Origin of the sequence: Sulfurovum sp. TSL6, from assembly GCF_019972115.1 — a bacterium.
Lineage (GTDB): Bacteria > Campylobacterota > Campylobacteria > Campylobacterales > Sulfurovaceae > Sulfurovum.
In genome coordinates this window covers 19,974-45,688 of record NZ_BPFJ01000001.1, presented here as the reverse complement: position 1 = coordinate 45,688, position 25,715 = coordinate 19,974, and the positions used below count along the sequence as shown (strand labels likewise).

At 37.5% G+C, this 25,715-nt stretch carries 20 protein-coding genes; 8 read left to right on the top strand and 12 right to left on the bottom strand.

The features are described 5' to 3' along the window. Window positions 1–2 precede the first annotated feature (2 nt). The 6 genes from mdh to dnaE form a co-directional block, all read right to left on the bottom strand. A complete protein-coding gene (mdh, locus tag LDM93_RS00180) occupies window positions 3–956 on the bottom strand; it encodes a malate dehydrogenase (RefSeq protein ID WP_223889840.1) in 954 nt (317 codons plus the stop codon). 267 nt (window positions 957–1,223) lie between these two features. Beyond that, a complete protein-coding gene (locus LDM93_RS00175; RefSeq protein ID WP_223889839.1) occupies window positions 1,224–3,404 on the bottom strand; it encodes an NADP-dependent isocitrate dehydrogenase in 2,181 nt (726 codons plus the stop codon). Between the two features lie 168 nt (window positions 3,405–3,572). After that, window positions 3,573–4,019, bottom strand: coding sequence for a hypothetical protein (locus tag LDM93_RS00170; protein ID WP_223889838.1), 447 nt, complete (start codon window positions 4,017–4,019; stop codon window positions 3,573–3,575). A gap of 134 nt (window positions 4,020–4,153) precedes the next feature. Beyond that, a complete protein-coding gene (locus tag LDM93_RS00165; protein ID WP_223889836.1) occupies window positions 4,154–4,762 on the bottom strand; it encodes a DUF302 domain-containing protein in 609 nt (202 codons plus the stop codon). A 119-nt stretch (window positions 4,763–4,881) separates the two neighbouring features. Then, window positions 4,882–5,592, bottom strand: coding sequence for a rhodanese-like domain-containing protein (locus LDM93_RS00160; RefSeq protein ID WP_223889834.1), 711 nt, complete (start codon window positions 5,590–5,592; stop codon window positions 4,882–4,884). 42 nt (window positions 5,593–5,634) lie between these two features. Next, window positions 5,635–9,204, bottom strand: coding sequence for a DNA polymerase III subunit alpha (dnaE, locus tag LDM93_RS00155; protein WP_223889831.1), 3,570 nt, complete (start codon window positions 9,202–9,204; stop codon window positions 5,635–5,637). 232 nt (window positions 9,205–9,436) lie between these two features. Here dnaE and LDM93_RS00150 point away from each other — a divergent pair, with 232 nt between their 5' ends. Next, the gene (locus LDM93_RS00150; protein WP_223889830.1) at window positions 9,437–10,582 is read left to right on the top strand and encodes a hypothetical protein; all 1,146 of its coding nucleotides are present in this window, start codon (window positions 9,437–9,439) and stop codon (window positions 10,580–10,582) included. A gap of 9 nt (window positions 10,583–10,591) precedes the next feature. Beyond that, complete coding sequence (locus LDM93_RS00145) at window positions 10,592–11,737, top strand: hypothetical protein (RefSeq protein ID WP_223889829.1); 1,146 nt, start codon at window positions 10,592–10,594, stop codon at window positions 11,735–11,737. A gap of 71 nt (window positions 11,738–11,808) precedes the next feature. Here the strand turns inward: LDM93_RS00145 and LDM93_RS00140 are convergent, their stop codons facing one another. Genes LDM93_RS00140 through LDM93_RS00130 form a run of 3 tightly spaced genes read right to left on the bottom strand, consistent with a single transcriptional unit; the run spans window position 11,809 to window position 13,621 of the window. Continuing rightward, the gene (locus tag LDM93_RS00140) at window positions 11,809–12,369 is read right to left on the bottom strand and encodes a DJ-1 family glyoxalase III (protein WP_223889828.1); all 561 of its coding nucleotides are present in this window, start codon (window positions 12,367–12,369) and stop codon (window positions 11,809–11,811) included. A 28-nt stretch (window positions 12,370–12,397) separates the two neighbouring features. Continuing rightward, window positions 12,398–13,207, bottom strand: coding sequence for an efflux RND transporter periplasmic adaptor subunit (locus LDM93_RS00135; protein WP_223889827.1), 810 nt, complete (start codon window positions 13,205–13,207; stop codon window positions 12,398–12,400). A 3-nt stretch (window positions 13,208–13,210) separates the two neighbouring features. Beyond that, window positions 13,211–13,621, bottom strand: coding sequence for a cytochrome C (locus tag LDM93_RS00130; RefSeq protein WP_223889826.1), 411 nt, complete (start codon window positions 13,619–13,621; stop codon window positions 13,211–13,213). Between the two features lie 326 nt (window positions 13,622–13,947). Here LDM93_RS00130 and LDM93_RS00125 point away from each other — a divergent pair, with 326 nt between their 5' ends. The 6 genes from LDM93_RS00125 (at window position 13,948) to LDM93_RS00100 (ending at window position 21,605) form a co-directional block, all read left to right on the top strand. Next, window positions 13,948–14,718: a hypothetical protein gene (locus LDM93_RS00125; RefSeq protein ID WP_223889825.1), complete on the top strand. Its 771-nt coding sequence runs from the start codon at window positions 13,948–13,950 to the stop codon at window positions 14,716–14,718. A gap of 215 nt (window positions 14,719–14,933) precedes the next feature. Next, a complete protein-coding gene (locus LDM93_RS00120) occupies window positions 14,934–15,128 on the top strand; it encodes a hypothetical protein (protein ID WP_223889824.1) in 195 nt (64 codons plus the stop codon). A gap of 374 nt (window positions 15,129–15,502) precedes the next feature. Beyond that, entirely contained in the window at window positions 15,503–16,276 is a 774-nt protein-coding gene (locus LDM93_RS00115) for a hypothetical protein (protein WP_223889823.1), read from the top strand. Window positions 16,277–16,452: 176 nt separating this feature from the next. Continuing rightward, the gene (locus LDM93_RS00110; protein ID WP_223889822.1) at window positions 16,453–17,298 is read left to right on the top strand and encodes a hypothetical protein; all 846 of its coding nucleotides are present in this window, start codon (window positions 16,453–16,455) and stop codon (window positions 17,296–17,298) included. 217 nt (window positions 17,299–17,515) lie between these two features. Next, on the top strand, window positions 17,516–18,289 hold the full coding sequence (locus LDM93_RS00105; RefSeq protein ID WP_223889821.1) for a hypothetical protein: 774 nt from the start codon (window positions 17,516–17,518) through the stop codon (window positions 18,287–18,289). Window positions 18,290–18,461: 172 nt separating this feature from the next. Next, on the top strand, window positions 18,462–21,605 hold the full coding sequence (locus tag LDM93_RS00100; RefSeq protein ID WP_223889820.1) for a hypothetical protein: 3,144 nt from the start codon (window positions 18,462–18,464) through the stop codon (window positions 21,603–21,605). Window positions 21,606–21,696: 91 nt separating this feature from the next. Here LDM93_RS00100 and efp read toward each other — a convergent pair whose 3' ends face one another. The 3 genes from efp to LDM93_RS11300 form a co-directional block, all read right to left on the bottom strand. Beyond that, the gene (efp, locus tag LDM93_RS00095) at window positions 21,697–22,263 is read right to left on the bottom strand and encodes an elongation factor P (RefSeq protein ID WP_223889819.1); all 567 of its coding nucleotides are present in this window, start codon (window positions 22,261–22,263) and stop codon (window positions 21,697–21,699) included. Between the two features lie 85 nt (window positions 22,264–22,348). Next, complete coding sequence (locus LDM93_RS11305) at window positions 22,349–24,073, bottom strand: efflux RND transporter permease subunit (protein ID WP_255586199.1); 1,725 nt, start codon at window positions 24,071–24,073, stop codon at window positions 22,349–22,351. Beyond that, window positions 24,073–25,710 carry an efflux RND transporter permease subunit gene (locus LDM93_RS11300; RefSeq protein WP_255586198.1) on the bottom strand — a complete coding sequence of 546 codons (1,638 nt, stop codon included), beginning with the start codon at window positions 25,708–25,710 and terminating at the stop codon, window positions 24,073–24,075. The genes LDM93_RS11305 and LDM93_RS11300 overlap by 1 nt, the downstream gene beginning before the upstream one ends. Window positions 25,711–25,715 lie beyond the last annotated feature (5 nt).

Below are 25,715 nucleotides of genomic sequence, written 5' to 3'. Positions count from 1 at the left end.
CTTTAGCCAAAAAAATTCTTATCTTTAAGTACATCGATCATACTTCTAACAGAACCAACACTTTTTTCAAATCTTTCTTTTTGATCATCATTTAATGTCATTTCAAAAAGTTTTTCAACGCCATTTGCACCAAGTGCAACAGGTACACCGGAAACGACATCAGAATGTCCATAATGCCCATCTAAATATACTGCACAAGGGTGGATCTGTTTTGTATCTTTAAGAATAGCCTCAACCATGATCGCTGTTGATTTTGCTGGGGCATAATACGCTGATCCTGTTTTGAGGTAACCGACAATCTCAGCCCCTCCATGTTTTGTTCGCTCTACGACTTCACATATTTCTTTCTCAGATAAAATATCAGTCAACGGTACACCAGCAACAGTAGAAAACTTTGGTAAAGGCACCATATCATCTCCGTGTCCACCCATCACAGAAGCACGAATCTGACCTGATCCATAACCCACTTTTTCAAAAATAAAGTGTGCCATTCTTGCAGAATCCAAAATCCCTGCCATTCCAACAACTCTTTCTTTTGGGAAACCTGATTCTTTAAGTGCTACATAGGTCATCACATCAAGAGGATTTGAAACCATAATGATAATCGAATCGGGTGCATATTTTTTTACATCCTGCACTACTTCTTTTGTTATTTCTGCATTGATCATAAGCAGGTCATCTCTACTCATTCCTGGTAGTCTTGGACTACCAGCAGTGATTACAACCACATCTGATCCTGCCATTCCTGAAGCATCCTCTGCTACAGAAACGATGGTATGTGATCTTGCAGCATTCGCTGCTTGTGACATATCTAATGCTTTACCTTTAGCGATCTCAGTATTTCTATCTCTTAATACAACATGGTGACACATACCATTCATTGCAAGAATGAATGCTACGGTCGCTCCAACATTTCCTGCACCGATAACCGTTACTTTTTTACCTTTTTTTACCATTACAATCCTTTTAAATGAGAACTATAGGGGACCTCAAAGCAAAACATAACTCATAACCTATATTATCAATTATGCTTTGCAACAAAAGAGGTTTACATCAACCCTATGTTATATGACACATCAGTGTCAAGAGTATCTTTTTACACTAGATACTAAGAAGTGATGCAGAGGTGTACCCTCTGCAGAAGTGTATAGCATACTAAAATGTTGTTACATTTTAGTGACGAGTATTGCTGAAATAAGATGCAATACTCAGAAGAACATTACTTATATAGCGTCAATGATCGCATTAAGTGTAGCAGATGGTCTCATAGCTTTAGCAGCTAACTCATCATTTGGATGGAAGTATCCACCAACATCTTGTGGTTGACCTTCAACAGCAAGAAGCTCCTCCATGATCTTCTCTTCATTCTCTTTCAGTGCTTTAGCCACTGGAGCGAACTTCGCAGCGAGTTCAGCATCTGAACCATTTGCAAGTGCTTCTGCCCAGTATTGTGCCAAGAAGAAGTGAGATGCTTTGTTATCTGGTTGACCTACTTTTCTACCTGGCTCTTTACTGTTATCAAGGTAACCGTTGTTTGCTTCATCTAAAGCTTCTGTAAGTGCTTTAAGTTTTGCATCGTCATGTTTTTGACCGATGAATCTTAATGACTCAGCCAATGCCAAGAACTCACCCAATGAATCCCATCTTAAGTGACCCTCTGCAAGGAATTGGTCAACGTGCTTAGGAGCAGATCCACCAGCACCAGTTTCATACAATCCTCCACCAGCAAGCAATGGAACGATAGAAAGCATTTTAGCTGAAGTACCAAGCTCTAGGATCGGGTACATATCAGTCAAGTGGTCTCTAAGTACGTTACCAGTTACAGCGATCGTGTTTTCACCTCTTCTTATTCTTGTGTTTGTAAATCTAGTCGCATCAGTCACATTCATGAATTGAATGTCTAAACCATCCGTGTCATGATCAGCTAAGTAAGTATTTACTTTTTTGATAAGCTCTGCATCGTGTGCTCTGTTTTCATCTAACCAGAATACTGCAGGGATACCTTCAAGTCTTGTTCTCTCAACAGTCAGTCTTACCCAGTCTTTGATCGGTATATCTTTTGTTCTAGCCATTCTCCAAATATCTCCAGCTTCACACTCAAAGCTCATTAGAACACCATCTTCACCTGTTACAGTTACAGTACCAGCTTCAGCTAGTTCAAATGTAGTCGGGTGAGAACCGTACTCTTCAGCTTTTTGAGCCATAAGACCGATATTCTGCATTGTACCCATTGTAGATACATCGAATTGACCGTTTTTCACACAGTCAGCTACCATTTCAGCGTGGAACATTGCGTAGGTAGAATCAGGAACAACTGCAACAGTTTCAAGAGCAGCACCTGTTCTGTCCCATTGTTTACCACCTTCTCTAACTACTACAGGCATAGAAGCATCGATAATTACATCGTTAGATGCGTTAAAGTTTGTTTGACCTTTATCTGAATCAACCATTGCGATCTTTGGGGCATCAGCATCAACTGCTGCTTGGAAAGCAGCTTTGATCTCAGCTTCTTGAGCGTGACCAGCGATCTTTTTCTCAAGGTCAGACATACCCATGTTAGGATTAACACCAACTTCTTTAAATGTGTCTGCATATTTAGCAAATACATCTGCAAAGAAGATTTCAAATCCGTGACCGAACATAATTGGGTCAGAGATCTTCATCATAGTCGCTTTCAAGTGAAGTGACCATATAAGATCTTTTGCTTTTGCATCTTCAATTGTTTTACCATAGAATTCTCTAAGTGCAGCAACTGACATAAATGTACCATCAAGTACTTCACCAGCAAGTGCATCGATAGTTGTTAACTCTTTACCGTTAAGAGCGATAGTCACTTTTTGAGCTTTATCCACAGTCACAGATTTCTCGTTTCCGTAGAAATCTCCCTTACCTTCCATATGTGCAACATATGCTTTTGAGTTTTCAGCAAAAGCCTTAAGTCTGTGTGGGTTATTCTGTGCAAATCTTTTTACAGCTTTTGCAGCACGTCTGTCTGAATTTCCTTCTCTAAGTACTGGGTTAACAGCAGAACCTAAACAAGTAGCATATTTAGCTTGAATAGCTTTCTCTTCATCCGTTGTTGGATTTTCAGGGTAGTTAGGAATATCGTAACCTTGACCTTGAAGCTCAGCGATACAATCTTTAAGTTGACCTGCAGAAGCTGAAATGTTTGGAAGTTTAATGATGTTTCCATCTGGTTGTAGAACCACTTCACCTAGTTTAGAGAGTTCATCTTCTGCTAAACCCATAGCTGCAAGTACTCTTCCTGCTAATGAGATGTCACTCTCTACAACTTCTACGCCTGCTGCTTGAGTAAACGCGTTTACGATTGGTAACAATGAATACGTAGCAAGTGCCGGCGCCTCATCGATTTTTGACCATATTATTTTTGGTAAGTTTGACATATCTGTTCCTTAGTTTGATTATTAATGGAAAGATTGTAGCACTACTTTAGTATTATAGGATTGAAATGGGGTGTTATCAAAAAGTTATATTATTTATTTGTTTCTATACTACACAAATTTTGTTCTTTATATAGTTAAATAAACGATTTATCCGAATTCTAAAGACATTTAGCTGACAATATATTCCGCGGGAAATCCTACCGGTATCGGATTGTGAAGCTTCACAAACATTTCACCATCTCCTACTCTACATAGTTCATAAGGTACATATAGAAATCTTGCAGCGATCTTCTTGTTTATTTGACTTTTTTCTTCTAAATGCAATCGTATACCACTTGGAACATCTTGAACAAACTTTTCAGGTATGAGTGTGTCAACCACAAGTACCATCACATCTACATCACCTTCTTTGATACGTTTCTTTAATGTATCTTCCAATAAGGCATAACTCTCATTGGTATCTTTCACTTCATTTTCGAAAAGTTCGACTTCAGCCGCATCATTTAGTAACAGCAAAAAGGGTTGAAAGTTTTTTGTTTTTTGAAGTAAATCCTGAGCCCGATAGACTGCTTGTTCTAAGAGACTAAATGCTTTTTCATCTTCTAAAGTAGACATAAAATTCCTCATTGCGTTTTCTAGCGGATGATTATATCACAATATACAATAAACAGCCTATCGATATAAGGTGTTGTGGATCAAAAGGAATATACTTACACCCTAAAAGTGTAAGCATTCCTTAAAAGAGGAGGTCACCACTCTCCAGCAGCAGCATTTTCCATCATCGTATACATACCTGTTCTTACTTCATTTGCAAGCTTAAGAAGTTTAGGTTCTAACACATAACCACCATTGATCATTAGTTCCATACTCATCGTATAGATATAGATGTCTCCATTTGGCTCTTCAACGAAACCAATTCTACATGGCATAAAACCAATGAACTCAGCTGAATGTGCTAAAAATATATCTGCGATATAAGGAGAACAATAGGAACGAATGTGGGTAAGAAGCCCACCGTTTTTGAACAACTTGCCATTTCTAGGCATCGTTTTACTGTCTACCAATGCCATACCAAACTCACCTGCTGTTTCATCCATGATCTCTAAAGCATTCTCAAATGCTTCTTGTTTGCTCATACCTTCGGGGATGACCATCTTTACTTTACGGATCATCCCTTTAGCAGGATCTCCTGTTATGAGAACTTTGTCAAACATTTTCATATACTCGGGTAATGCCTGAGGATCAAGCTTGCTTACCTGTCCGATCCTTGTACCCAGATCAAACTTCACGAATGCGAAAATAAAACCGATCACAACTACTGCGCCTACAAATGTAAACAAACCCTTAATAAATTTCATTGTTGTCCTTTAGTATGAATAAGCACCAATTATAATGCATATAAATAAAAATAAGATTAAAGGTTTTATATAACCTTAACTAACAACTTACAATACTCTTTCATCATGATTACCTAACATTAATTATCGTTAACTCGTGACTCTGCTGTCCGTGTAGAGGTCATACCGACACTCAACCAGCTTTGCATACCTCCACGATACCACTTCATCTTTTTAGGTGGGTATCCTAACTCTAAAAGAGCCTCTATCATCTGTGGTGACTGTCTGCACCACACACCATTACAAAAAAAGAGGATAGTCTTGGCTTTTGAAAAATCATAAGGTGTTTTGTCACCTTTAACCCCAAAACGTTTAAGTGTTTCTTTCTTCTCTTCGATCCACTTATTTCGTTCAGTAAAGTAGATAAAAGGGATATTGATCGCCGAAGGTATGGTCAAACTTTCAAACCATTGTGTTTTTCTGCTGTCAACGAATAACATCTCCTTGTCATCCTGCATCTCTTCAAGAAACTCCAATACTTCAAGCTCTCCAAAAGTTTCAATGTCTTTATGGATCTTCATCGGAGAAAGTTTTCCTGCAGCAGTAATAAATGTTTTTTTACAATATTCTGCCACATCTCTACTGGCATACGAACCATCCCAATACTCTCTTGCATTAAAAGGTATCTTGCGACATCTTAAGTCTGAGTCTCTGGCTATTGTCGTTTTTTTGACTTTCCCATCTTCTGAAGTGTAGCTAATGTCAATACTATGTGCGTGTATCATAACTGCATTTTTTTCTGCAAACGCAAAAGTGAATAAAAATAAAACCACTAATATATTTCTGAGCATACTGTTTCCCTTTGCATTATAAACATGTTTATTTAAAAGCGTTTATCCTTCGACAGCTAAAGATTCTTCCAAATAAACCCCGAGTTCTTTCGCCTCTTCCATAATAAGTTCACTCACTTTCATTTTAGATTCTATCACTACATCTGCAAGTTTCGACTTGATATGAAGTTCTAATGGTCGTTTTCCTGGGTATTTATCGACCAGACACATCAATTCTTCGACGATCTTTGCATCAGGCATGAGGTTAAGTGAGAGGATAAGTGGGGGTTGCACAGGCTCTTCCACATGTTTGACCTCTTTTTCCACTTTGACTTTCGTTTTCTTCGCATCTTTCATACTTGAAATTTTCAATATATTCATACGTGTAAAGTCACCGTCTTTAGTGATCTTCACTTTAAAAGCAATGGGTTTGCTAAGATCGAAATCTTCTTCCAGTTCTTTAAGACGGTTTTCAAAAAGCATCAGTTCGATGTTACCGTGTAGATCCATGATATTGGCGATACCGAACTTGTTACCTTTTTTACTTATCTTCTGCGTAATTTCTTCAATTTTACCTATGAACATGGCCTGTGATCCATCCGCTAGATCATCTATCTCTGAACTGAGTGTGTAGCTGATCTCATCCAGTGTTTCACGGTATTTATCCAGCGGGTGACCTGAAACATAGAAACCTAATGATTCTTTTTCCATCTCCAGAATTTCCATAGGTTCAAACTCCGCCATATGAGAAAGTTCTAAAGTGACAGAGGTCATCTCAGCACCCTCTCCAAACAGTGAACCTACAGCTTGTTTCTTGGCATCCCCTGCTTTTTTCGCTGTCTCTATGATATCTTCTATCTGTGAAAGCATCGCTTTACGACTGTAGCCAAAGCTGTCAAGGGCTCCTGCCTTGATCAGTGATTCAATGACCTTTTTATTGACTTTGCTTGAGTCTATACGTGAGACAAAATCTGAAAAGTCTTTGAACTCTCCCTCTTTCCTTGCTTCAAGCATCGTTTTAATCGCGATATCACCTGCACCTTTGATGGCACCCATACCGAACATAACAACCTCATCATCATCAATCTTACGTGCTTCAAACACAAGCCCTGAACGGTTAATGTCAGGTGGAAGAAGTTTAATACCCATACGTTTGAGTTCATCTACGTATTTTACCACTTTGTCTGTATTGTTCTTTTCCAGTGTTAGGATAGCCGCCATGAACTCTGTAGGATAATAATGCTTCAAGTAAGAAGTATAAAAGGTGATCATCGCGTACGCAGCAGAGTGAGATTTGTTAAAACCATAGCCTGCAAACTTTACGATAAGATCAAAAAGATCTGCTGCTTTTTCTCTGTCAAAGCCTTTTTGGGCAGCACCATCGGCAAACTGCCCTTTGAGTTTATCCATCTCTTCTTTGATCTTCTTACCCATCGCCCTACGTACCAGGTCCGCACCCCCAAGACTAAATCCACCAATGGTCTGCACGATCTGCATAACCTGTTCCTGATACACAATAACCCCATAAGTTGGTTTGAGGATAGGCTCAAGTTCAGGAAAAGCATAAGTGATTTCTGCCCGACCGTGCTTACGCTCGACAAAGTCATCTAGCATCCCTGACTCCATCGGTCCCGGACGATAAAGTGCAAGCATCGCAATAACATCTTCAAAACCGTTTGGCTTAAGTTTTTTGGCCAAATCCTGCATACCAGCTGATTCTATCTGGAACAGTCCAAGAGTCTCACCTGTACTGATGTAGTCATACACTTCTTTGTCTTCAATATTCTCTTCAACAAAATTAATACGCTTGCCATGTCTCTTTTCCACAAGCTGTAGAGCTTCTTCTATGACGGTAAGTGTTTTGAGCCCCAAAAAGTCAAACTTGATGAGATCCACATCTTCAACATACTTACCGGAGTACTGTGTTGCAAGCGTATCAAGTCCCGTAGGTTTGAATAAGGGTGTTTTTTGCCAAAGCGGTTCATTGGAGATAACCACACCCGCAGCATGTGTTCCTGCATTACGGTTCAGTCCTTCAAGCGCCAATGCATACTCCCAGGTACGTTTTGCCTGAGGATCACTCTCTAACAGCTCATTAATCTTCGGTTCTTTTTCGTAAGAGTTTTTCAGATCTATCCCCAGTTCATCCGGGATAAGTTTGGCCATTGCATCTGCTTTGGAGTAAGGCATGTCAAGTACACGTGCAACATCACGTATCACCCCTTTTGCCAATAATTTACCAAAGGTGATGATCTGTGCAACGTTCACACGCCCATACTTCTCCACCACATAGTCAAGTATCTCTTGACGTCTTGCCTGGCAGAAGTCCATATCGATATCCGGCATAGAGATACGTTCAGGATTCAAGAAACGCTCAAAGAGCAATCCATAAGGCATCGGGTCTATATCTGTAATACCCAAAGAGTAGGCTACCAGGGATCCAGCTGCAGAACCACGTCCGGGCCCTACGGGTATCCCCATCTGCTTCGCTGCATCCACAAAATCCCAAACGATAAGCATATATCCAGGGAACTTCATATTGTTGATGATATCTATCTCCACTTGGAGTCTGTCTCTGTACTCTTCATGTTTCTCTTCAGGTACAATCTTGAGACGTTCTTCAAGGCCTCTTTTAGACTCTTCTATAAAAAGGACTTTGTCATTCTCCAAGGAATACTCTGTGTCCGGTTCAGGCATACTGATGCCCGACTCTGCTGCACGTTCTCTTGCAAATTTAAAGTTAGGAGGTGTAGGATCACCCAGTTTGATCTCCAAATTACATTTATCCGCGATCTCCTGTGTACTTTCAATGGCTTCAGGGATATCTGCAAAAAGTTCTGCCATCTGCTCTGGTGATTTCACATAAAACTCATGGACCGAATGACGTAAACGGTTAGGATCATCATAGAGTTTGTTCATTGCGATACACATGAATGCTTCATGTGCATCTGCATCTTTTTGTTCTGTATAGTGCGTATCATTAGTTGCCACTATCTTAATACCGGTCTCTTGTGAGAGTTGTATGATCTGCTTGTCTATACGATGCTGATCCCCGATACCGTGACGCATCAACTCAAGGTAAAAGTCATCACCAAAGACATCTTGGTATTTTAAGGCCACTTTTTTTGCTTCCTCATACCCTTTAGCGCCAAACTTCTTATTTCTCTCTGAAAGGTTCATATGCCAGTTGACTTCTCCTTGCAAACAGGCAGAAGAACAGATAAGCCCTTCACTGTTCTCTTTAAGAAGATCCCAATTGATACGTGGGTAATAGTAAAATCCGTCGATATAGGCACGTGAGCTCAGGTACATCAGGTTTTTGTAACCGACATCATTTTTAGCATAGAGACAAAGGTGAAAACGCTGACGCACAGATTTGTCACCCAACTCCTCCTGGTTGTGTACATACGCTTCCATTCCAATGATAGGTTTGATCCCTTCCTTACGCATGGTGTTATAAAAATCAATGGTACCGAACATATTACCATGGTCTGTCATGGCTACAGAGGTCATGCCCTGCTCTTTGATCTTCTGCGCAAGTGCTTTGATCTTATTCGCACCATCAAGCAGCGAGTATTCAGTATGTAAGTGAAGATGTGTAAATTGCGGTTTTGCTTTTGGTTCTTCTGACATATGTGACCTTTAGAAATATTGAGCCTAATATAACAAAGTTTTGGTAAAAATGGATTGAAAAACAATGACTATTTTTTTCATACTACTTGGTATACACCAATACTTAATAGGTACTTTGCATGACTTCCAAATCATAACTTAAACCAATAATAATTTTATATTTAAATAAGAATACTCTACTATAATTCCAAATTATTTATATAAAAACAAAAAGTTATAAAAGGAAATTCATATGAAAAACTTAATAAAGTTTTTTACTGTCATACTGTTAGCCAGTATGCCATTACGTGCAGATATCCATACTGATCTGCAAAGTCTATTAAACCAGACCCATACACTCAATAGTGAGTTGTCAAATTTCACTTTCAACCAGGAGGGTTCATGTGCACAGATGAGAACATTGAATCAGTCTATTGAAGATAATACGTTAACCATTAAGAACATCACAGATACTATGTCTTCTTTTTCAGTCACCGATGCTGATCTAGATGTGCTAGATGACTTATCCTCTTTAAGTCAAAATATGAGTGTTGAGTCAGTTCGTTTATCTATGGAGTTAAATACGATTACTGACACTGCTGAACTTTTTGAATACAGTGCCGGACTCAATGCTATATTACAACTTTCTCAAGATATTGGTGCAATGGCAGACCGTATTTTAGAGATGGCTGATCGTATTTTGATCATGTCTGACAATATCGGCTTGATGGCTGACAGGATCATTACGACACAAATGATTCAAAATCAAAACATTGCTTTAACACAAAGTTCTATTTTGCTCACTCAGCAAAATATGGTGCTTTTGAGTGATTCACTTTCTACGATTACCTATAATTTGACCTTAGGACAGATCATCGATAATACAGAACTTCTCTCAAATGAAATGAACCAAACCAGTCTTACAAATAGTAATATGCAAACTGAACTTGCATCTATTCAGTCACAAACAGTAACCTTGCTAGAGAGTATGACAACTCTTTTGGATCTCATGGTAACAAACAGTGCAAAGATGAATCACTATATCAATGCCGATACGCTTACAATGCTTGGTGACCTCTCCGGTATACATCGTGCTCTAAGTGCTTCATTGGAAACTTATGCCAATACGATCGAACAGCTTGCACCTTTGACAGATACCGTTATTCTTTCAGATGCAACAGCTACGATGCTGCAACTCACAAAAGATATAGGGGTCATGTCTGACCGTATCATGCAAATGACCAATAAAATTTACATCATGGCAGACAATATAGGACTGATGTCAGATAACATCGTGACTACGCAAAACATTCAGATGACAAATGTAGCACTTACAGAGTCATCACTTTTAACATCACAGTCTATTATGCTCACTGTGATCAAAAATTTTGGACTATAGGGAGTAAAGATGAATCATATACTTAAATTTTTTGCAGCACTTGCATTATCGGCTTCATTGCTTCAAGCAGACTTTAAAACGGACCTGGCCAATATCAACACCTCTATGGTAGAGTTGAACAGCAGCATCTCCAATGCAGAACTGAATTCAACTACTCTATGTGCATCATTGATCTCACTGAATCAACAAGCCAAAGAGATTGTCAATGCGATCGTTCTTCTCAATGATAGTTTTTCTTCACCGATCACACTTGATAATGAGACACTCTTGTTAACTGAGAATCTCTTTGTATCTGTGGCATCACTCTCTAACCAATCATCCCTTTTGTCAGATGAGATCACGCTTATTCAACCAGATACGAATGCCTTCATACTTGCTGATGCAATATCAGCCATGTTGCAACTTTCAAGTGACATTGGTGAAATGGCTGATAGAATCGGTGAAATGGCTGACAATATCTTGATCATGTCTGACAATATCGGTTTAATGGCAGATCGTATCCTTGAGATGCAAGTCATCCAAAGTGAGAACCTAATACTTACCCAAAACACTATCTTGCAAACACAGACAAATACACTTGCCCTCGTATCTGTGATCGAAACTGCAAGTTATGACCTTTCTTTGAACACACTTATCACTCAAGGAAATATCTTGGTAGCCCAAATGGCATCAGTGAGCTTAAATCCTTGGAACATGGCTAGCGAGTTGGACAATGTTCAAACAGATGTTCATAACTATTTAGTTCAGGTAGAGCAGTTTAAAGATTTACTTAATACAGATATGGTTCAAAATACAATCTATATCAACTCAGATGCATTGAACAAATTGGTTGATCTTTCCATTATCATGAACTCTATAGGTATAGTGATGGATGGCTATGGGACTGCTATTGAAGCTTCACAGTCCTTTACACGTACAAGTACACTTCTTGACGCTATGGACAGTATGCTAAGCCTCTCTTCTGATATTGGTAAGCTTGCCAACAATATTTTGGAAATGGCTGACCAGATACTTCTGATGGCTGATAATATAGGTGTATCGGCAGATCAAATCCTTCTGACACAAGAACTGCAAAATACAAATATCGCTGCAACACAAGCTTCTGTTCTAACTGCCCAGCAGTTGGCTATAGGTATTATCGCTGCAAACAATTAATGAAAGACAATTGAAGTTCCGATAGAAGCAGCAGCAAGCTGCTTCATCAGAATGTTTCAACAACACTCATTTTAGCAATATCCTAAAAGCATACCATCTTTCACAGCCTGCATACTCTCTTTTCCAACAAGACGTTCTACAATGGCAAGCCCGAAACAAACGGCTGTTCCCGGACCTTGAGAAGTCATCACATTACCGTCGGTAACCACTTTGCTATCCTCTCTATAACCAGGATGGTCTATCTCCTCTTTGGCACCAGGGTAACACGTATACGCATTGCCTAAAACACCGGCTTTTTTAAGTGCAAAGGGCGCGGCACACATTGCACCTACCACTTTTGTAGCTTTGAACTCTTGCAAGAGCTCTATCACCCTTGCATTTTCAGCCAAGGCATGTGTTCCACCCCAACCACCAGGAAGCACCATCATATCAAAGTCATCAGATATGACATTTTTAATAGATGTGTCAGCCTGAAGTGTGATTCCATTAGCCCCCAGGACCAAGTTACCCTGGAACTCATCTTCCAAATATGCGACTCGCACTTCTATACCTCCGCGGCGCATTACATCAATAAGTGCAACCGCTTCTAATTCTTCAAAACCTTTTGCTATAGGTAATAATACACTTGCCATTTCAACTCCTTATTTGATTTTTCTATACTTATTTGCCGTTCTTCAGTGTCACTTTCGCATACATTCCAGGGAAAATGTTCTTAGTTCCTCTGTTAAAACGTATACGCATTTTTATTTTATGTGTCATAGGATTGGCATCAGGTACAATAGCATGTATGATGCCCATCGTTTTGTAATCAAGAGATGGTATTTCTACTGGTACTTTCATACCAGTCTTCACTCTCGATATAATACTTTCTGAAATAGACACATCGATCTCTAAATTTTCTGTATCTACGATCATGATGGTTAACATACCGGGCATGATCATATCACCCACTTTGATATTCTTTTGTACAACAACACCATCAGAAGGCGCTTTCATTTTGATGTAGTTATAGGTACTTGCCATTTGCTTTGCTTTTATGGTGGCTTCTTTAACCATGATTTGCATTGCTTCTAACATCGACTCTATATTTGCTGCTTGAGCATCTAGATCATACATATCTGTAAGGAAGATCTTATTATCGTCACGATAGGTATTTTTTAATCTTAATTTTTTGGTATTGACATCTCTTAATTTTTCACGCCAATATTCAACAATGATCTTTGACTGTTCAAGCATGAGATCAGCTTGAGATTTCATGATGTCAAATTCAGCAGACTCCATTTCATACAGTTCATCTTCTCTTTTTACTTTGTCACCTAGTTTTACATGTACTTTTTTGATATATCCCATAAAACGGCTGCCTATCATTTTCTGGCCATCAGAGACAACGGTACCTGTTAAAATGATATCCCCCGCCTGAGAAAATACATTGAATAATAATATTACAATGATTAATGTCTTAATTTTCATCATTTACCATTTTCTCAAACGTACATGGCATTTCATACATTCTGATGATATCTTGCTATAAAACTGTAATGCTTGCGTTGCATCACCAGCAGAAAAACGTGCAACGATGTCATCTGTATTTTGTGCAATCTTTCTTTGTATTCGTTTGGTCATTGCCGTATTATTGGTCATCCATCTTTCATAGACATCTTTATTTTCTGTTTCTTTTTTTATGGGTCCTATTTTAACAACAGTTTCTTTTAAATCTTTTGCACCGGCTTTCACTATATCCAGGTTATTATAGAAAAAACCAGACTGAATATCTTGCATCGCCTGTGCCATCTTTTGCATGTCAAAAATTCTATCTGCCTGCGTGTACTCTTCCGCAAATCCACAAGTCATTATGATGACGTAAACTGCCACTAATTTTTTCATTTATTTTCCTTTTTTTCCTACTATACAACATACTTAACGATATATTTTATACACCCTATAAGTATTGTATCAGATAATCATTAAATTGATTATGATGATGAATTAAATCAAAAATAATTATGTAAATCTCATAACAGATTCATGCTTACAAGCTTACTTCTAAAGCGTAACCATCTAGAAATGATGTTTCCAATACACTCATCTGAACCATCATAACTTCAACAATAATAGTGATTATCATAACTGTTAATTATTTAGATCATAAGTTAAATTGAATATATAACATGTTACTATTACTTATCCAAAATTATAAAAAGGGGTTCAGAATGAAAAAGATGATCACAACTTCTGTAGCACTAGCTGCATTATTATTGACGAATATACAGGCTAATGACTTAAATGAAATGTTCAAAGATATGAAAGAGGCTGCCATCAGTATGAGTAAAGATGCTAAAGATTCTGTTGTTGCTGTGAAAGATGGTACAGTAGAAACAACACAAAGTGCTGAAAGAACTGTGACTAACGTAAGTGCTGATGCAAAAGATACTTCAGTCAAAGTGTCTGATGATCTTAAAACTTCTGAAGTTTCTACGTCTAAGGACAGTAGAGATACTGTAGTTTCTGTATCAACAGATACAAAAGATTCTATTACCAATACAACAAAAGATCTTAAAGATTCTTCAACGGTAGCTTCTAAAGAGATGAAAGACTCTACTATCGCTGTCTCTTCCGATACAGCAAGTTCCGTAAAAACTGTTTCAAGCGATTCAGCTGACTCTGTAAAAACGGTCTCTAATGATATGAATTCATCAGTGCAATCCGTTTCTAGCGATTCAGCAGACACTGTGAAAACGGTTTCTAGTGATTCATCTGACTCTGTAAAAACGATCTCTGGTGACTCTAAAGATTCTATAGACACAGTTGCAACCAATGCAAATGATGCTACAAAACAAATTTCTAAAGACTCTAAAGATTCTGTAGATTCAGTAGCAGCAAATACAAGTGATGCGGCAAAAACTGCTTCTAATGACAATAGAGAGTCTGTGAAGACTGTTTCTGAAAATCTAAATGATTCTGTGAAAACACTTAACGATTAATGCTACTCGATAGCAGGTACCAGCCTGCTATCGATCATATAAGATAACCCACTGTGTTGTCTTTACTTTATACTCACTCTAATCTTCTACTTTAAACCATATTTTTTAATAATTTATTTGTATTTGATAAAATTATATTTTTATTTTTATTTTAAGATATGATTAAAATAATTACTGCTACTATTTGCGCATAAATTATTAAAAAAGGTTATAGTATGAAAAAGATGATCACGACTTCTGTAGCAGTAGCTGCATTATTTGTAACGAGTGCGCAAGCTGATTTTGACTTTGGAGAAATGTTCGAAGATATGAAAGAAGCTGCACTCACAATCACTAAAGATTCTCAAGATAAAACAGTTCACGTTACTGCTGACCCCAAAACAACTAAGGATGCATCTAAAAACAGTTAAGAGACTGTTTATTCTGTATCCACCGCTATTATGGACTCTGAAGACTCCATCAAGAATATTGTTAAAAAATAAGGCCTTACTGTAAAACTGCTTCTAATAACAATAGAGAGTCTAGGATGTCTGTTTGTAAAACCTACATAACTCTGTAATATCCTCAATGTTCCATTCTACCTGATAACTGATTTCACCCTATTCGATAGATGATACCCATGCGTGCTATTTTTACTTCTTGCTGACTCTAATCTTTCACTTTAAACAATATTTTTTATAATTTATTAATATTTAATAAAATTATACTTATATTTTTGTTTTAAGATATTTTTAAAATAATTACTGTTACTATCTATATATAATTATTAAAAAGGTTACAACATATGAAAAAAATGATCACGACTTCTGTAGCAGTAGCTGCATTATTAGTAACGAGTGCACAAGCTGATTTTGACTTTGGAGAAATGTTCGAAGATATGAAAGAAGCTGCCATCAGTCTGAGTAAAGATGCTAAAGATTCTGTGGTTGCTGTGAAAGATGGTACAGTAGAAACATCACAAAGTGCTGAAAGAACTGTGACTAACGTAAGTAGTGATACGAAAGATACTTCAGTAAAAGTCTCTGATGATCTTAAAACAGCTGAAGTTTCTACATCAAAGGACAGTAGAGATACTGTAAATGCAGTATCTACAGATACAAAAGATTCTATTACAAATACGACAAAAGATCTTAAAGATTCTTCAACAGTAGCTTCTAAAGAGATGAAAGATTCTACTATTGCTGTCTCTTCCGATACAGCAAGTTCAGTGAAAACTGTTTCTAACGATTCATCAGATTCTATAAAAACTGTTTCTGGTGACTCTACTGACTCTGTAAAAACTGTTTCTAGCGACTCTGCGGACTCTGTGAAAACTGTTTCAAATGATTCTGCTGACTCCGTGAAAACTGTCTCTAGTGACTCTCAAGATGCTGTAGATACTGTTGCAAGCAATGCAAATGATGCTACAAAACAAATTTCTAAAGACTCAACAGACTCAGTAGATTCAGTAGCAACAAATACAAGCGATGCAGTGAAAACCGCTTCGAATGACCAGAGAGAGTCTGTGAAGTCTGTTTCAGAAAACCTAAACGATTCAGTGAAAACACTTAACGATTAATCACTCTAGATAGAGTACTTTGCTCTCTATCTCTCTTAGCAACTCCTACGTGAGTTGCTTTTACCTCTCTTGACGTGCTCTATTGTTTCTTGATCTTCTATCTCAATTTTTACGTGAAGAGATGTTTAAAATAACGATTGATACCATCAATTATCATCCTATAAGAGGTTTACTGCATGAAAAAAATATTTACACCATTGATAGTAGTTACTGCTTTCTTAACAAATGCCCAAGCTGGATTTAGTTTTGGAGATATGTTTGACGATATGAAAGACGTAGCTACCGCAATGACCGAAGATGCAAAAGATAGTATGGATGCTATGAAAGACGGTGTGGAGGAAGTTTCTAAAAGCAGTGAAAGAAGCGTTCGTGCTGTAAATTCCGATGTTGAAGATGTTTCAGAGAAAGTGTCAGATGATATTGAAACTGCCACATCTGATACATGGACAGATGGTAGAGATGCAATGGAATCGGTATCTGAAGATACGGAAGATGCTATGACTGATACAAGTGATGACCTTAAAGATACAACAGATGCAATTTCTACTGACATTGAAGATAGTGTTGAAGCCGTTTCTTCAGATGCATCAGACTCCATTGAAGATGTTTCAGGTGATGCCAGGAACTCTATGGAAACTGTTTCTGAAGACTCACGTGATACGGCAGAAAATATGAGCAGTGATTCTGTTGAGTCTCTCAAAACTCTTTCAAATGATACAAAAAGATCCACTGAAGATGTCTCAAATGATTCTATAGATGCTGTAGATTCTGTGACACACTATGTAGAAAAGTCTGCTAAAACCGTTTCAAATGATTCAAGTGATGCACTAGAGTCAACTACAACGCATACAAGTGATATGACTAAAACCATTTCTAATGATACGAGAGACTCTATAGATGAAGTTGCATCAAATCTAAATGATTCTTTTAAAGATATCTCACAAGGTAAAGACACCAAAGCCATCACTCAAGATGAATATACAGAACATATGAAAAAGAAACACAAAACTACCAATAAGTAAGCTCTATTATAGTACACCTCATCATAGGAAACCACTATAAAAGGTTGCTTTCCTACCCTGCTTTTCATCATGATAATGATTCGAGTTTCATTTATAATAATATGATTCTATAGTTTAATATATAAATATTTATTATTAATAATATAAAAAATATTAAGTTTAATTTAACATAATAAATGATATCTTTTATTTATAAATACTTATACAAGGGGAAGTAATGAAAAGAATGATCACGACGTCTGCAGCAGTGGCTGTATTATTAGGAACGAGTGTACAAGCAGATTTTGACTTTAACGATATGTTCAAAGATATGAAAGAAGCGGCTATCAGTATGAGTAAAGATGCAAAAGATTCTGTGACTACTATGAAAGACGGTGCAGTTGAAACAACACAAAGTGCTGAAAGAACTGTAACAAATGTCAGTGAAGATGCTAAAGATACTTCAATGAAAGTCTCTGATGACATTAAAACAGTGGAAGTCAATACCACTTCTGATCTCAGTAAAGCAACGACGGATCTTTCAACTGATACCAAAGACTCCCTTCGAACTACCACTTCTGATATGAAAGAGAGTGGTACAAACCTTAGTACTGATATGAAAGACTCAACAATTACTGTATCTAAAGATGCAAAAGATTCTGTACAAACGGTTTCTAATGACTCTAAAGATTCGGTGAAAACAGTTTCAAATGACTCAAGTGATTCTGTACAAACAGTGTCTAGTGACTCTAAAGATTCAGTGAAAACAGTTTCAAATGATATGAACAGTTCAACCAGTACAATCTCTAATGATACAAAAGATTCTATATCTAGAGTAGCGACAAATGCAACTGACTCTACAAAAACAATTTCTAGTGATTCAAGAGCTTCTATTCAGTCAGTCAATGAAAATACAGCTGATGCAGTGAAAACTGCTTCCAATGACAATAGAGAATCAGTCAAGTCTGTTTCTGAAAATCTAAATGATTCTGTTAAAACAATCAACGATTAGTGAATGCTTGATTCTGCATAAATAAGAAGGTTGTCCCTTCTTATTTTATCTCTTTGAAATGTCGGTCACTTTTGGTAGCGTTTCACTCTTATAAAAAAAATATATAACTTTGATTTATTATATTTATAAATTCTGTGCTATTCTATATAATATACTTGTTCAAAGGATCCCTGTGAATAACATTAAAAATCTCATGCTCTATTGTGCTCTATTTCTTCCTGCTCTTCTTTTTGCTACTGCCACACAGGAAAGCACTTCTACAACAGCTGCAAATGATGATGCACTCGCAGTCTTCTATACGATTGATTGCAATATAGAGGAAAAATATAATGCCCTTATGGAGAAAAAGTTAAAAAATATAGGTTTTCAACTCACAGATCCACACAAAAGGGTCAATGACCAGTATGAAACCAAGTATGGTTCAACGGTGCTTAATGTACTCAGTTTTATGCCTGTAGTCAATGATGAAGTTATTTTGCCACTGCTGAACATTGACCCGCGTATTGCAGGTTTTGCACCATTCAATATGCTCATACATAAAAAACTTGATGAAAATAAAACACACGTGGGACACCTCATGCCTAAAATAATGTTAGATATATTAGGCATAGAAGACAAAGAGGTCAGAGAGACGTTTACGGCTACATTTACATCTCTGGATAGATTAATCGCAGAAGAATTAGGCGGTCAAAAATCGTACATGCCGTATAAAAGACTTCCTGAACAAAGAATGATCAATTTCGAATATGCATTTGAAGTACCTGAAGATATGGATGATTTTATCAGTGAATTACAAAATAGTTTTGAACTTGCCTTTATTGACAAAGGATATCTCATCGCCGGATACCATAACTTCATGGAATCTACGGATGATGCGGAGGAGATACTCTCAGGTTATGATGCTTTTTGGACCTATTCTCTTTGTCACCTAAAGTTCTCATACCATATGTTTGACAATGAAGGAGCTCGTCCGGAGGCAGGTATGTTTGCGCCTTGTACGATGTATATGTATATCAAAAAAGGAACCAATAAACTTGTCGTTGGAATGTATAGACTGCATAACTGGTCTGATACCCTGAATATTACAGATAAAGAAAGAGTTGCTCTTGTAGAACAACTTGATAGAGAAATACCTGAAATTCTTACGACCTATGGCATGACAGCTGTTTCCAATGTCAATCCACTTAAAGAAAGACCCAAAGTACTTTCAGTTCCAGTATCAAAGGCTAAAAAAACTGTAGTAGCAACCAAAACAGTTCCTAACAAAGAGCCTCTAAAGGTCAAACAAACGATTGTACAAGAGATACCTGTGCCTGACAATGCCCTAGCCGTCATGTACACACTAGAAGGTAATGTGGAAAACCCGTACAAGACGATCATTTTAGAGGAGCTAAAAACAATCAATTATGAAGTCACAGATCCACATCATAGAGTCAATGATCAGTATGAAGAGAAGTATGGTTCAACCGTATTGGATACACTGAGCTTTTTATCTGTTGTCAATGACAAAGTGATATTACCGCTGCTTAATATCGACCCCCGTATAGCATCGACTGCTCCATTCAATATGCTGATCTACAAAAAATTGGATGAAAATAGGACACATGTCGGTCATATCATGCCGAAAGCCTTCTTGGATATGATAGGGATAGAAGACAAAAAAGTCAGAGAGACATTTGTAGACTCAATAAAACCACTTAATGCAAAAGTAGAAGCAGAATTCAGAGCTAAAGGGCTCAAATATACAAAATCATACCTCACCTATAAAACACTTCCGGAAAATCGTATGCATAACTTTGCATATGCATTTGAAGCACCTGAAGACTTAGATGAATTTCTCGAAGAGTTCCAAAATAGTTTTGAACTCGCCTTTATCAATAAAGGATATCTTATTGCCGGATACCATAATTTTATGGAAGGCAGGGACGATGCTGAAGAGATCTTAGAAGGGTATGATGCTTTCTGGACCTATTCTCTTTGTCACTTAGGGTTCTCCTATAGCATGTTTGATAATGAAGGGGCTCGCCCGGAGGCAGGTCTTTTTGCGCCTTGTACCATGTATGTGTATAGTAAGAAAGGCTCAAACAAACTTGTAGTAGGTATGTTAAGACTTGAAAACTGGTCAACGACTTTAAATATCATTGATGAAAAGAGAGTAGGACTTATCAATAAACTGGACAAAGAAATACCTGAGGTCCTCACTGCATTCGGAATGAAGGCAACGTCCAATACGAATACCCTACTGCAAGCCGATTTATGCAAAGCTGAAATAAAAGAGGATACAAACGTAAGCAAAATAGCTGTACCTAAAGAACAACCATTTAAAACAATATTAGAACCTAAATCCAAAATAGCAAAAGTACAAAAGATCAAAACTGCAGATGGTATGGTAGAAATTCCTATACCCGAGGTACCAGAAGTACCTGTATGTATTAATGCTGAAGAAAATAAAAAGACATTAGATAGGAGCATTAAATTCTCAAAACGTATACCACCAAACTATATACCTCATAGGTTTGATAAGAAAAAGAAACTGAAACAAAGTACCCATACAAGGATCGGAGAAGTAACGCAGGGAAGGATAGCAGCATATCTTCGAGGTCCATTTATAGATGTAAAAACCGTAGAAGAAAAACTTCGAGCAGCAGGGTTTGAAGTCTTGACCTCTGTTCCGGTCGATAAAAAGAAAACACTCATTTCGGTAGTCTTTACAGATAAATCACTGGTCAGTATGGCAAGTAAGGAAAATAGAGGCTTTATAGCATCCTTACGTGTACTTGTGGATACAAAAGATAAAACGACCAGTATTACCAATCCTCTTTATATGACAAAAGGATTTTTACAAAGTGATTTTGATGAAAAAGCAGCCAAAAAGATTTTAGTGAAACTTATGACACAGTTCCCTAAATTAAAAAATTCGAAAGATGCACTCAAATTCCAACTATTGCCAAAATATCAATTTATGAATGGTATGCCTCATTATGAAGATATGATCGAGGTAGCTTCTGGTAATGATCTGCTAGAAAGAATTAAAAATAACGATAAAGTACTTTTTAAACAAGATCTGGAAAATGGTTCAACACTGATCGGTATTCAACTCTCTAGAAGAACCGGGACCTTTACAAGAAGAATTGGTAGGAACAATGCAGCAATGCTCCCTTACCCTGTTCTCATTGAGAATGGAAAAGCAAAGATACTTGATCCCAAATATTATATCGCCTATATGTATCCGATGTTACAAATGTCTGAATTTATGACCATTGCGACCATACCGGATGCCATGATAAAAGATTGTGAGAAAGTATTTAAAAAGTAAAAGAAGTGATCGCTAACTGAACGCACTAAAGAGTAACTCTTAAGTACGTTCAGTCTCAGCGTAGTTTTTTCAGGATCAACTTGAAAATATTTTATTTGGCTTTCTCCAAATATTTACCCTCAACAGTATCCACTTTGATCATTTCACCTTCAAGAACATGGAAAGGTACTTGTACCACAGCACCACTTTCAAGTGTAGCCGGTTTTTTTCCACCTTGTGAGTCACCTTTGAAGTTAGGTGGTGTATCTACGATTTTAAGTACCACAGTTTGTGGTATTTCAACGGAAATAGCTTTACCTCCGTGAAACAGAACTTCAGCCTCCATACCATCTATCATAAAATCAAACGTATCTTTACCTACCTGCTCATGCGTAAGCCCGATCTGTTCAAATGTTGTTGTATCCATGAATTGAAGCATTTCACCATCATCATAAAGATATTGCATCGTTTTTTGTTCAAGTTCCGGTACATCAAATTTATCACCTGCATGTACTGTCTTTTCGATCGTTTTACCTGTAGCAAGATTTTTGATCTTCATACGTACAAATGCTGCACCTTTACCTGGTTTAACATGCTGAAAATCTGTAACTTTATACGGGTTTCCTGTAATTTCGAGTCTTGTACCTTTTTTGATATCACCCATTCCAATTGTAGCCATTGTAGCTCCTTAAAAATTATGGGTGATTATAGCAAATGCTTGGTAAAAGGTTGCAGTGGCACCCTGAAGAGGTGCCCAAAGAAGGTTACTTAGTGATAGCAATGTTGCGATGTGCTTTTGAATGATCAATGGGTTCAAAATCCATCGCTTTTGCATTATCCATCAGTACCGGAATAAAAAGAAGTGAAACAAATACTGCCGCAACGGTACCCGAAATAAGCGCAACACCAAGCCCACCAAACACCGGATCCCCTGCAAGCAATGCAGAACCTAAAATAATGGCAACGGCAGTCAAAGCAATAGGTTTTGCTCTGGTTGCTGCTGCAATGGCAATAGCTCTACGTTTTTTGATACCTTCAATCTCCATTAAAGACTTCGCAAAATCTATAAGAAGCAATGAATTTCGTGAACTTATCCCTATCAATGCGATAAAACCAATAAGAGAAGTAGCAGTCAGGAAGAAAGTCTCAGAAGTAAACCAGTTTGCTACCCAGTGTCCTATAATAACCCCTATAAGGGAAAGGAATGAACCTAGTAGTACAATACCGCTGATTGCAAAACTCTTATAATAAATGACCAATAACAAGAAGATCAGTATCAATGCAGCGATAAATGCAGCACCCAGGTCTCTAAAAGTATCAAGTGTCACTTTCATTTCACCATCCCAACGTATGAGAAATTTTTCATGGGTTTGTTTGTCTTCTAAAGTAAAATCAAACATATAGGTTGATAATCCTGCTTTTGTAATCCTATAATCTTTTTCAAATTTTTCAAGCATCATACTGCGTGCCTCCAAAAGAGGATAGACCTGTGAAACCATATCGGTTTCAGCGATCACATTCACCATACGAGAAAGATCTTTATGCATGATCATAGGGTTTGACTTCACTTTGCGAATCGTAACCACTTCACTTAATGGGACCATCATCCCCTTCTTATTCATTAAATTCAATGAAGAAAGTTTGCTTTGCAATGCATCTTCATTGGATACAGATAACTTCTTACTGCTATTATCCAATACCAAAAATATAGGTATCTGGTCCGGTGAATTTTGAGAATTCTTATGCGCTATGACCTTACCTTCAAAAGCAAGATAGATGATATTGTTTACTTGACCGACACCTAGACCGCTTCTAACAACTTTTTCTTTGTCAGGTATAAGTTCATATCTTTCATATTTTTCATCTGCCATAAGATCAATATCAACCAACCCTTCTGTTTGGGAGAGAACATCTGCTACATCTACAGCGAGATCTCTTATTTTTTCCATATCATCACCATGTACTTCAACAACAACAGATGCCAATGTGGGAGGTCCGGATGGCTGCTCTACAAATTTAATGTTCGTACCTCTTGTTAAAGAGGTACATTCAGCCTGAATCTTAGGTCTTAAACGTTTCACCATAAGAAATGAGGGTTCTTCACGATGATGCTTATCTGTAAGGTTCACAGCTATTTCTGAAACATTTTCAGTACGTTTCATACTCGCGCCTTTGACTAGACCTGCATAATCCAGTGGAATACCTTGTCCCAAGAAAAGCTCTATATTCATCACTTCATCTTCTTGTTTTAGAAAATCGATCACACAGTCACTCACAGCTTTTGTCTGCTCTATCGATGAACCCGTAGGTGTATCAATATAAACAGAAAATGTATTATCACTTTTTCCCGGCAACATTTTTGCCAGGACCAATTTGGTCGGGAACATTAAAAGTGCTAAGAAAAATGCTGCAGCTGTTAAAATGATCACCAGTTTTTTCTTTGACTTGTCATCAAGAATATCATAAATAAAACTTTCAAGATTTTTCATTATTTTGATCCTTCATCATGATGATCTGGCTTTTTCAATAGCTTTAAACTCAAATAAGGCGTAAAGATATAGGCTACAAATAATGAAGCGATCAATGCGACTGGTACATTATAGGGGATAGGTTTCATGAAGGATCCCATCATCCCTCCAACAAATGCCATGGGAACCATCGTTAAGATAATAGCCAATGTTGCTATATTCGTCGGTGCACCTATCTCATCCGTTGCTTCAACTAAAAGTTCATCCATCTCTTTGGCTTCAACGCCATGGCTATGTAAATGTCTGTGAATATTTTCAATCACGATAATAGCAGCATCTACCAGCAATCCCAAGGATAACAAGAGTGCAAAGAGTGTGATCCTGTTCATCGTCTGACCCGTCATCCATGCAGTAAACAGTGTGACTGCCAAAATGGCTGGTACAGTAAATGTAACAATGATAGATTCTCTCCAACCTAAAGCGAAAACCAACATTAAAGCAATGATCACGATCGTAATGATCAAGTGATGCATCAATTCATTTACAGCTTCATTTGCCCGGACACCATAGTTTCTCGTAATAAGATATCCAATACCTAACTTTTCAAATTCATGTTCATAGCTTTGAAGGACCTCAAGTACATCCTCAGCAACAAATACTGCATTGGTTCCAGCAAGTTTTGCAACGGTCAGTGTAATTTGATTTTTCTCTTCACTCAAACGTGATTTGACCTGTACCGATTGATGATCTACACTCTTTTCATGATGCATGTCTGCTTTCAATAAAATCTTTGCCGTTTGAAAATTTTGTGTATCCACGCCCTCGGTTACCTTCGCAACATCTTTGAGGTAGATCGGTGACCCCATATACTGTGCTACGATCACATTCCCTACATCATCTATACTTTCAATGGCATTTTTGACACCAAATATCACTAAATGATTCTTTGTTGTTCTACCCTTTACATCAGGTACCGAAACAGCCAAAGATTGTACTGCCTGCATGATCTGTCCCAAAGAGAGGTGATAGGCTGAAAGTTTCCCCATATCAACCTCAATATTGTACTGTGCTTTTCTCTCGCCTTTCAGTGTTGTTTTAGCCACATTGTCAACGGCATTTATTTTTTGCTGGACTTTTCTGACCATTTCAAAAAGTTTAACTTCATCTATAGTGCTTTTTGTTTTTGGATAAAATGCCACCGTAACGATCGGGATATCGATATCAATATCAAAGGGTTTGACACTAGGTTGCATGACACCCTTAGGCATAAGATCCATATTTTGCATCACTTTGTCATAGAGCTTTAAATTTGAATCTTCTCTATCTTCACCAATGTAGTACATGACATTCACGATACCTACATTGTCCATAGCCATACCATAGATATGTTCTATCCCGCGTATTTCACGCAATTTACGTTCTAATGGATTTATAATGATATTTTCAACTTCTTTGGGTGTTGCCCCTGGCATTGCAACGATCACAGCACCGCCAGATATAGCAATTTGTGGATCCTCTTCTCTGGGCATTGTAGTGAGTGCTATATATCCAATCAATAGTAACATTGCACCCAGAACTATTGTTAATGGATTACGTAAAAAACTTTTTGCAAGTCTTCCTGCTATATTGACTATTTCATAGGCTTGTTTATTTTCCATCATTG